We start from the raw sequence: 9,311 nt of genomic DNA, 5'->3' as shown, positions 1-9,311 counted from the left end.
TATAGATACACACTTGCTCACGCATCCAACCAGCATTGATGTAGGTTGCTACCGTAAAAAAGCCAACCCAGAATATCGCCCACCCGCTGACAACAGACAGCGTAAAAACATCAGCAATCAATTCTCTAATCGGATAAAAATAACCAACAAAGGTAAGCCCGGTCGCAAAAGCTAATGCCAGCCAGCTTAAGTGCTTAGCGCTTTTCTTAATCAGTTTTTCAAGATCCCACTTGTTTTTATCCAACTTGATTCGCTTGTTTCGGCTTCCTTCAAACAAATCCTCAAGCCACATAAACATAAATGACCAAACCGTTTGCGGGCAACTATAGCCACACCAAACACGACCAAAAAGAGAGGTAATAAAGAACAGACCAAAGGCGCAAATAATTAATGCAAAAGCCAGTAAGGTAAAGTCCTGAGGCCAGAAGACGGCACCAAATAAATGAAATTTACGCTCACTCAAATCAAACAAGATAAGCGGTTTGCCATCATAATTTACCCAAGCTAGAACAAAGTACATTGCTAACAGCAAGGTAAGCGAACGCTTACGCACTGTTTGGAAAAAACCGGTGATCTTTCGAACATAAATCTTTTCACGCGAAGCATAAAGCTCATGTTCGACAGTCTTATCTTTCTGTTTCGCTTCACTATCAGAGACATCCACAACCGGGATAGTTGAAGTCATATAGCTACCTTTTGTTTGCCTCTCTTCAGGCTGATTAATTACTGACAATCAAAACACTTTAGAGAATTTATAGTTCAATTTAAGAAAACTATTGCAACACTTAGGCCAAGCACCTACAAAACAAATAAAGCTTTGTTTTTATTAAAAATTTACAGAGGAACAGGTGTTCAAAAGAAGGATTAAAAAACGACATTAAGACACGACATTTCGCCATAAAGCGATATATCGCGCCCACATTTAAATTTAGACAAACTAAACCTTAAGCACTAACACCAAGCTTTTTCATCTTGGAACGAAGGGTACTTGGTGGCAAATCAAGCAATTCAGCAGCTCCTTGCTTTCCCGCTATCATACCGCCAGTCTGTCTCAGCGCCTCTTTAATATGGTTTGCTTCCGCCTCTTTAAGCGTCACCAAGACGGCTGCATGGGAGTTTCTTCGTTTTTTAGGTGCAGAAGGGATGGGGGCAACATCAAGAATAGGTGGCGTACAAACAATCGCAGCCCGCTCGATGACGTTTTGAAGCTCTCTGATATTGCCAGGCCAATCATAATCACACAACTGCTGTAAGGCCGCTGGGGAAATATGCGTGAAATTTTTTGCTAACCTTAAATTCAGAGCATTCAGAATATGCTCTACAAGTAAAGGAATGTCCTCTTTTCGCTGGCGTAAACTAGGTGCCTGAATAGGAAAAACGCTAAGCCGATAATACAGGTCATTACGAAATTCACCCTGCTCTAGCATATCAGCCATATTACGATTGGTCGCGGCGATAACCCGAACATCAACATGCAAAGTTTCACTACTGCCTAAGCGTTCAAACTCTCCCTCCTGGAGAACCCTTAGCAATTTTACTTGAATATCCAAAGGCAGCTCGCCCACCTCATCAAGAAAAATTGTACCGCCATCAGCCAATTCAAAACGGCCAATGCGCTGTTTCACTGCGCCAGTAAAGGCCCCTTTTTCATGGCCAAACAACTCGCTTTCAACCAGGTTCGGCGCAATAGCACCACAGTTAACTTTTACTAAAGGACGGTCTCGACGACGGCTAGCGCCGTGAATAGACCTCGCGATCAACTCTTTACCCGTGCCGCTTTCCCCTTGAATTAATACAGACGAGTCGGTGGGTGCAACATGCTCGATCTGCGTATGAATCTGATCAAGAGCAGGCCCCTGGCCAATCATCTTGGCGTAGTTATGCTGAGACTGGATCTCATCCATCAGGTAGCGATTCTCGGCCTGTAATTGCTCCTTCAATTCTTCTACCTGACGCAGCGCAGACTTTAACTCCCGCTCTGAGCGTTTCCGTTCCGAGATATCCTTAAACACAATCACAGCACCGACTATCTCACCCTCATGCTCAATAGCTGTTGCGATATACTCTACAGGAAACTGCGAACCGTCTTTGCGCCAAAAAACCTCATTATCGACTTCACGCTGAACACCGTCTTTTACTGTTTGATAGACAGGGCAAGTATGCACTGGGTAATGACGACCATCTTCATGGGAATGATGATGAAACTCATGAACTATTTTGCCAATAAGGTCTTCTTCCAGCCACCCGGTCATTCGTTCGGCGGCTGGATTCACGAAAGTGGTTAAACCGTTTTTATCAAGACCGTAAACACCTTCACCAATAGACGTCAGGATAAGCTCGTAGCGTTTTTTCAGTGCATCCGATTCATTAGACATTTCGGTGAATGCCATAACTAGCCTCTCAACTTGCTCAAGTAGAAAGCTTAGGTTAACCCAATTCAAGCCAGCCGTCTTCAGTCCACTCAATAAAGCTCAATTGATCTAAAGCAAGGCTCGCCTCTAGCAAGCCTGATACGCTCATAGTTATTAAAAAACAGCTATAAACAAAGTAGTTATAAGCAAGATAGTCAGTAGTAAAATAACAACGACAGAGGCTAGAGCTCTATGCGCTATTTCCATGCACCGCTTTCCTTCGTATTATTACTCTCATCAACATTCCTTGCGACCGTCACGCAAAGCAATGAATTGAAACCACTAACGATGTGCGTGTTTGACTTCGTCGGCAACGATGGCCCCATCCATAAAGAAATGAAAGAGTACAAGATTGACGCGGTTCGCTGGGGTGTTGACCTTTCATTCAAGCTCTATACCGATGACCGGGTCGCCTCAGAAGAATTCAAAAATGGCGTATGCGACATGCTCAACCTGCCAGGCATTCGGGCACGTGAATACAATGATTTTACCGGCTCTCTAAACGCTTTAGGCGCGCTGCCAACCTATGAACATCTAGGCATGGCTATTAAATCGATAAGCAGCCCGAGAGGTGCAAAGATTATGCGCAAAGGGGATTACGAAATCGTCGGTATTGCGCCCATTGGCGCTGTATTCTTATTTGTAAATGATAAGAACATTCATGCCCCGAAAGACCTGTCAGGAAAGCGTATTACCGTGCTCGATAACGCCCCGGAGACCGCACATATCGCAACTCGAATAGGTATGACACCCGTCGCATCTGGCATTCGTAATGCCCTGCAAAAATTTAACAACCGCGCCGTCGATGTCACCGGAGCACCTGCCCTGGCATATGAACCAATGGAGATGTACAAAGGCCTCGCGCCGAATGGAGGCATCATTAATTGGCCAAAGCTACAAATAACCATGCAACTGATCCTTCGCTGGAAAAAAGTACCTGAGGGCTTTGGTCAGAAATCTCGTGACCTGATGACAAATAAGTACCCGGCTCAAATTAAAAAAATTGTAGAAAGCGAGCAAACCATTCCTAAAAAGTACTGGATCAATATTTCCCAAGAAACCAAAGACAAATGGAACGAGTTCTTTAGAAAAAGCCGCATTGCGCTACGAGAAGAAGGCGTTTATAACCGCAAAGCCCTCACCTTGTTTAGAAAGATCCGCTGTAAGATGGATGCCAGCTTGGCGGAGTGTACATCCAAAGATAAGGAGTAAGCTCCCATTCGTTTGAGGCACTAGCTAACGGGCCTATTCTTAAGCGGTATCGCAAAAACTAAAAACCGCTCTTCAGCCCCGGCTGTTAAGGTATCAAACGGGTAGCAAGTCGCGAGTATCATCAAATTCTCAACCGATGGCTCCAATTCCGGGAGTAACCAATTCTGGTTAACCACCTCCGTATTAATAATTTGATAGTCACTGCGCTTGCCATCTGCAGTTGTAATCACAAACACATCATTTAACTTCAGATCTTTTAAAAACCTGAAATGGGTGTCTCGATGGCCACTCAAAATACTAAAATCTAAACCCAGGCCACCATCGACATAATCATTCATACCCGGCCCAAACGCTAATACTCGCCCGCTATCACCATGAAGTACGACTTGTTGAACACCAAGGCTGGGCACACTTAGCTCTGCAACCGGCCAGGTGTCAGCCCAGGGCCAGGGGCGAACTCGCTCTTCGCCTAGCAAAGTTCGCGACCAAGCCTGTTCGATCAAATACTGACTTAACCAGGCTTTAGCCGCTATTTTGGCACCACTACCAAGCTGAACAATTGCCGTGAGCGATAGGGCGATCAGCAATACAAACAGTAAAAATTTCTTTAGCATAGCGCCTTTCCTTTTCGCTTAGTCATGCCTTCAGATAGATATAACAACACCGTCACCAACAAAAGCGCCACCAAGCCGACATAAAGCTGAAACCAAAGACCACTAGAGGTCTGCGCGAGTCGTAGCGTTTGCGCCCTGTTAAGCCCCGCAAGCTTGCCCTGTGCCCAGCCATCCGGAAGATTAGCGGGAATCTTTTGATGTTCCACCGCCACACCTGACCTTTGTGGAGTAACATCCACAGCAACCAGACTGGTAAACTTACTCACCAGACGATGCTCAAGTGCCAAGTCAGTCATCTCTTTCTGCAAGAGCGCTTTATGCTCAGGTTCAGACTCACGATAGAGCGTTAGTAAATGCTCAATCTTTCTTCGCGCCCACTCGATGGCGATACCTTTTTGTCTAGCATCCGCTATATCAGCCTCTAAAAACTGCCTCTGTAGCGATAGCCGCATATAGACATCGCGTCCGGCAATTTTCCCGGACAGCGTCGCATATTCAGGCATATGCTCTGCTCTAAATGCTGCATACAAAGGCTCACCTGCGTAGACATCGGGTAAGGGGCTCGGAAGCATCTCGACCTCATAACCCTGGAAGTCTATCGACACATCACTTAGGGCGGGTGCTGCCAGGCGAGTAAATAACTCGCTTATCCGATCTTCAACACTCTCTGGCTGAGAAATGTAAGTAAAAGAACCACGACCGGCATGTGCTGCCTTGCGCATAAAGTAGCTGTTCGGGGCAGACCCTATACCCACCGTAAACAAACGACTATGGCCAAGCTCTTGCCGGATCATGGTAAACAGTTCCGCTTCGTTGCTGACAGCACCGTCGGTGATAAAGACAACTTGCCGAAGTGTCGACAGAGATTCCTCAGAACTTTGAAGCGCGATATTCAAGGCTGGTAGCATGTTAGTACCACCATTCGCATTGAGCTGATTCACTTTGTGTCTTGCGATTGATAAGTTACGAGCAGAAGCTTGCTGACTGATAGGAAACAAAGACATAGCACGATTGTTAAACCAGATCAGGTTAAAGAAGTCATCTTCTTCTAGCTGGTCGAGCGCTTTTAACATGGCCGCTTTAGCCTGTTGTATCGAAGCACCCTGCATACTACCCGAAACATCCAGCACCAAAACCAGATTTCGATCTTGAGAGTCATCCTCAGCGAATTTCTCCTGGGGCGGCATCACCATCAATAAGCCATACTGGTCTTCATCATGGCCATCAGAACTCGGCTCGTGCATCACCGTCACAGTGGGTTGCGATGCGGCCTCTGGTTGCCAGCTGAGCAGAAAGTCTCGATTGGAAAGCTCTGCCTCCCCTGTAAGCTCAATTTGGTAGCGGCTTGAATCAAGCTTGTTAATACTCACTTGATGACTATTACTCTCAGGCGCATTGATAGGAATGCCAGCATCGATATCCAGCCTAATACTTAGCGGGTTGCCTGCTTTCTCTGCCAAGCGTCGATAATGGTTTTCTGGGAAGACAAAGCCCTTTTGCAGACTAGCGCGACTGCCCTCCTCGACTGTTGATGTATATGTAGGTGTTGAAACCATGGGGAAGCGCAAATCGTATTGCCCAGCTTTATAATCTAGCCATTGTTGATACTCGAACTCTACCGTGACACTTTCATTTGGCCCGATATTAGTGAGCTGAGTTCGAAATCGATTACTTCGACGATGCGATAAGAGGCTGGCCTTTTTTCCCTCTTTGCGAGCCTTGGCAAAGGTTTTAGCTGCCTGCTTTTTTTCCTGAACCTGTCCTTCGACCACTCTGTCACCAATATGCAATCTTAGTTGGTCAACTGCAGCGGTCTCGGGTAAGGGATAGCTATATTCGCCTTCCACCCATAAATCACTGGGGTTATAAAATTCTTGTTTAACGCTCACTCGAGATATCGGCCCCACGACCTGAATACTGACATGAGTCCTCAGCTGCAGAGCCGAGAAATCCTCTTGTTCTTGCTCTGTTAGCGCTTCTGCCTCTTGCCCTTCTATAGGGCTCAACCATAAAGAGCTGTAGCTTTTGCTAGCGTCATGCTCAGACGCCAAGACACTCTGGGATAACATCCAAAGATAAAAAACAAAACTCAAAGCACAAACTTCTGCCACGCTACGCCAGCCTCGGGTTCTAAAAATAGAGCATGAATTATCGAGATAGTGTTTATTCTCTAGAGCTCGCATATGACCTCCAACTAAGTAAAGTCCGTTGATCAAAAACATTATTCACGCCATAGCGACACATAAGGTCGCCATGGCATTTAGCTGCATTCAAATAAGAACTTTCACTGACTTAATTCTGCAAGTGACGTGCTTTCAATCACTTGCGAAGGTTCTATTGGCTCCTCTTTTGTTGAAATTATTTCTTGCGGGCTATCTTGGCCGAACTCGATTGCTACACGACGATCTAAAATTGCGTTGCCCTCATCACCTTCAGCCACATGAGCCATGCTTTCACCGACTGACTTAATCACAATGCGTTCTGCTGAGATACCTTGAGCGAGCAAAGCATCTTTCACGCCCTGAGCTCTCTCACGGGATAGTTCTTGGTTGAATATCGCTGGGCCACTTTGGTCGCTAAAGCCTGTCAAAGTTATCTGTAGATGAGGATAGCGCTGTAAGAACTCCGCCATACTGGAAATACGATCGCTAACATATGAGGGGACACGCGCTTGGCCTTTTTCAAAGTAGATCTCTTGGGTATAGGCACTCAAAAGATTCGACAAATCGCTCTGTTCTAAGGTTTGAACCTTGCTCGCCAACTCAGCTTGTAAGTCATTTAACTTTTCAGTTTGATGGTGATGACGACGCTTTAGCTCACCTAACTTAGCCCTGGTTGCTCTTAGCTTTTCCATCTCTGTGTTCAAGTCATTGGAGCTAGACGTCACTAAGTTCGCCTGTTCGTGCAACTGTTCCTGAGCCTCTTCAAGCGCCTCGTGCTGATCTTGCCCCCAACCAAAAGCACCACCTAAGCTAGCACCTATAGCAATACCCGGAGGGCCTGCAATAATGCCGCCTAAGACAGAGCCAATGCCCAGCCCCCAATAGGTTGACTCATTACTTTCTGCACTCGTTTGTTCTGCCAGTTCATTAGCAAAAGGCGCTGAACTCATACTAGCGAGCAATACCAGGCTGGCGATTTTCGATTTATTCATTATTTGCTTCATAGTGATCTCCACTTAATCTATTTAAGAAACGATATCTGGCACCTGAGTGCTTGCCGTATCGATGAGACTATTGAAACAATTTGCCGTATTTAGGTAATGGAGAGCTTATGAAGCGCTCTGGAAGAAAAAGGCGAGTAAAGGAGAGAAAGCTTAGCTTCGCTTTGACTCTCTGGATAAAGCAGGGCTGTCATGGAGAAGTTATGGAGATCGTCACTTCGTGGCGTAAAAATCATCCATTCTGCGTTATAGTAAGCACTCTGGTTTTATCTATAAGCCCTTTAGGAAAGCTGCAGAATGTCCTACCACATTGCGATCGTTGAAGATGATATCGACCAGCAACAAAATTACGCCGACTCATTGAAGCGCAAAGGCTTTAGCACAAGCTGCTACGACAATGTTGAGGATGCCTTAAACGGTATAAAGAATAATCCACCCGATATGGTATTACTCGATGTGGTACTGGGCGAAGATGAAGATGGAGGTTTTACCATCTGCCGACGCCTGCTTGATGGCGGGAGTAAACTACCCGTTATATTCCTAAGTGAGCGTTCTGATGAAATTGACCAGGTGTTCGGTTTGCGCCTTGGCGCTTGGGACTATCAAACCAAGCCAATTTCGTTAGCACTGCTAGCTGAACGAATTAAAAGCCTACAGCGCATTCACCAAGCGCGCATAGAAACCATTGAGCCTTCAACCTCCAGCTCAAGCTCTGAACTATCGATTGATGAAGAAAAGTCTTATGTATCCTGGCATGGGCAATCTATTCCTTTAACGCTAACAGAGTTCCGTCTGTTTTATGCAATTTATCAAGCTGGCTCAGAAGGTATTGATTACCAAGCTTTGGCAGAAAGCACCATGCAGCGCCTCGTTACTAACGGTACCATTAACAGCCATATTAAAAATATCCGCAAAAAGTTTAATGCAACAAAGGTTGAGTTTAAGCATATTCGCAACAAACCGGGCTTCGGCTATCGCTGGGAACAAAGCTAATGCCTGGCTTCGGAATAAAAGCTCAAGTCGCGGTGCTCAGTTTGGCTATGTTAGCCATTCCACTCGTTGCTTATAATTATTGGCAACAGATCAAAGAAGCAAGTTTGAGTACTCAGGCCCATATTCAAGAGATTGAAGCCAAAGCCATCGCTACCAATTTACTCGCCACTCAAAAAGATATTCCCACCCTGCTTGCAGCGAACGAAAGCAGTGAGCTCCATAAGCACGCCTTGGCAGCACCGGTTTTACAGACATCATTGCGACTGGATGGCGAGCTAAGTGATTGGCCAGAAAAGCTGGTTGAATCATCTCGCCTTGCCTATGATAAGCGCTATAGACAAACCAATACGACAGATTCTCCTGAAGCGGCTTTTACCTTACAACTGGCTCAAACCCAGCATTACCTTTACGCAGCTATCGCCGTCACTGACGAACTAGTCAGTTATCGCCGCAACCACCTTCGGCTCGATTATAGTGATCATATTCGCTTAAGTTATCGCGCACCAGAAGGCCATATTGAACGCATCATTCTTCCTGCTGAACATGAAGGCCCCTTAGCGAGTTACTTCAGTAATCATGAATGGGAATACGGTATCGCACCCAGTACTGAGATCGAAAGTCACCAGACAGGCATTCAAGGCTTTTGGCGACGTTCTGAGTCAGGCTATGTTGTTGAATTTCGCCTTCCCCTAAGCCAATTAGATACCCAAGGAGCAGAACTGCATATTGCAGTTGTCGATGTCGACCAGCAGCCCTCCCTTGGTCCCAAGGCAATTATCTCGACACTACCGTCTGAGTTGGCAGGTCAATTTAACCCTCTAGAACTTCATGCAAGAGAGCTACAGCTCTCTTGCATGAAGTTCTAGAGGGTTAAATTGACCTGCCAACTCAGACGGTAGTGTCGAGATAATTGCCTTG

8 protein-coding genes are annotated in these 9,311 nt (G+C 45.9%); 3 read left to right on the top strand and 5 right to left on the bottom strand.

The window, feature by feature from the left end; genetic code table 11:
* Both A3761_RS24690 and A3761_RS24685 read right to left on the bottom strand, forming a co-directional pair.
* A partial coding sequence (locus A3761_RS24690; RefSeq protein WP_231881306.1) for a 4Fe-4S binding protein occupies positions 1 to 733 on the bottom strand: 733 nt, incomplete at its 3' end.
* Positions 734 to 944: 211 nt separating this feature from the next.
* Positions 945 to 2,465: a sigma-54-dependent Fis family transcriptional regulator gene (locus A3761_RS24685; protein ID WP_231881305.1), complete on the bottom strand. Its 1,521-nt coding sequence runs from the start codon at positions 2,463 to 2,465 to the stop codon at positions 945 to 947.
* A gap of 138 nt (positions 2,466 to 2,603) precedes the next feature.
* Here A3761_RS24685 and A3761_RS24680 point away from each other — a divergent pair, with 138 nt between their 5' ends.
* Entirely contained in the window at positions 2,604 to 3,623 is a 1,020-nt protein-coding gene (locus A3761_RS24680) for a putative solute-binding protein (RefSeq protein WP_068553479.1), read from the top strand.
* A 20-nt stretch (positions 3,624 to 3,643) separates the two neighbouring features.
* Here A3761_RS24680 and A3761_RS24675 read toward each other — a convergent pair whose 3' ends face one another.
* The 3 genes from A3761_RS24675 to A3761_RS24665 form a co-directional block, all read right to left on the bottom strand.
* Positions 3,644 to 4,237, bottom strand: coding sequence for a class GN sortase (locus A3761_RS24675; protein WP_068566313.1), 594 nt, complete (start codon positions 4,235 to 4,237; stop codon positions 3,644 to 3,646).
* Positions 4,231 to 6,420 carry a marine proteobacterial sortase target protein gene (locus tag A3761_RS24670; RefSeq protein ID WP_197473248.1) on the bottom strand — a complete coding sequence of 730 codons (2,190 nt, stop codon included), beginning with the start codon at positions 6,418 to 6,420 and terminating at the stop codon, positions 4,231 to 4,233. Before A3761_RS24670 ends, A3761_RS24675 begins: the two co-directional genes overlap by 7 nt.
* 101 nt (positions 6,421 to 6,521) lie before the next feature.
* Positions 6,522 to 7,403 (bottom strand): OmpA family protein, encoded by an 882-nt coding sequence (locus tag A3761_RS24665; RefSeq protein WP_068554790.1) that lies wholly within the window; start codon positions 7,401 to 7,403, stop codon positions 6,522 to 6,524.
* A 294-nt stretch (positions 7,404 to 7,697) separates the two neighbouring features.
* On the opposite strand from A3761_RS24665, the gene A3761_RS24660 reads away from it, so the two are divergent.
* Together A3761_RS24660 and A3761_RS24655 are read left to right on the top strand one after the other, a co-directional pair.
* Positions 7,698 to 8,393 (top strand): response regulator transcription factor, encoded by a 696-nt coding sequence (locus A3761_RS24660; RefSeq protein ID WP_068553694.1) that lies wholly within the window; start codon positions 7,698 to 7,700, stop codon positions 8,391 to 8,393.
* Positions 8,393 to 9,259 (top strand): hypothetical protein, encoded by an 867-nt coding sequence (locus A3761_RS24655; protein ID WP_068751098.1) that lies wholly within the window; start codon positions 8,393 to 8,395, stop codon positions 9,257 to 9,259. The genes A3761_RS24660 and A3761_RS24655 overlap by 1 nt, the downstream gene beginning before the upstream one ends.
* Positions 9,260 to 9,311: the final 52 nt, after the last annotated feature.

It is taken from the genome of Oleiphilus sp. HI0123 (genome assembly GCF_001635315.1).
The sequence above is the reverse complement of the archived record's forward strand: the minus strand, read 5'-3'. Positions and strand labels throughout refer to the sequence as shown.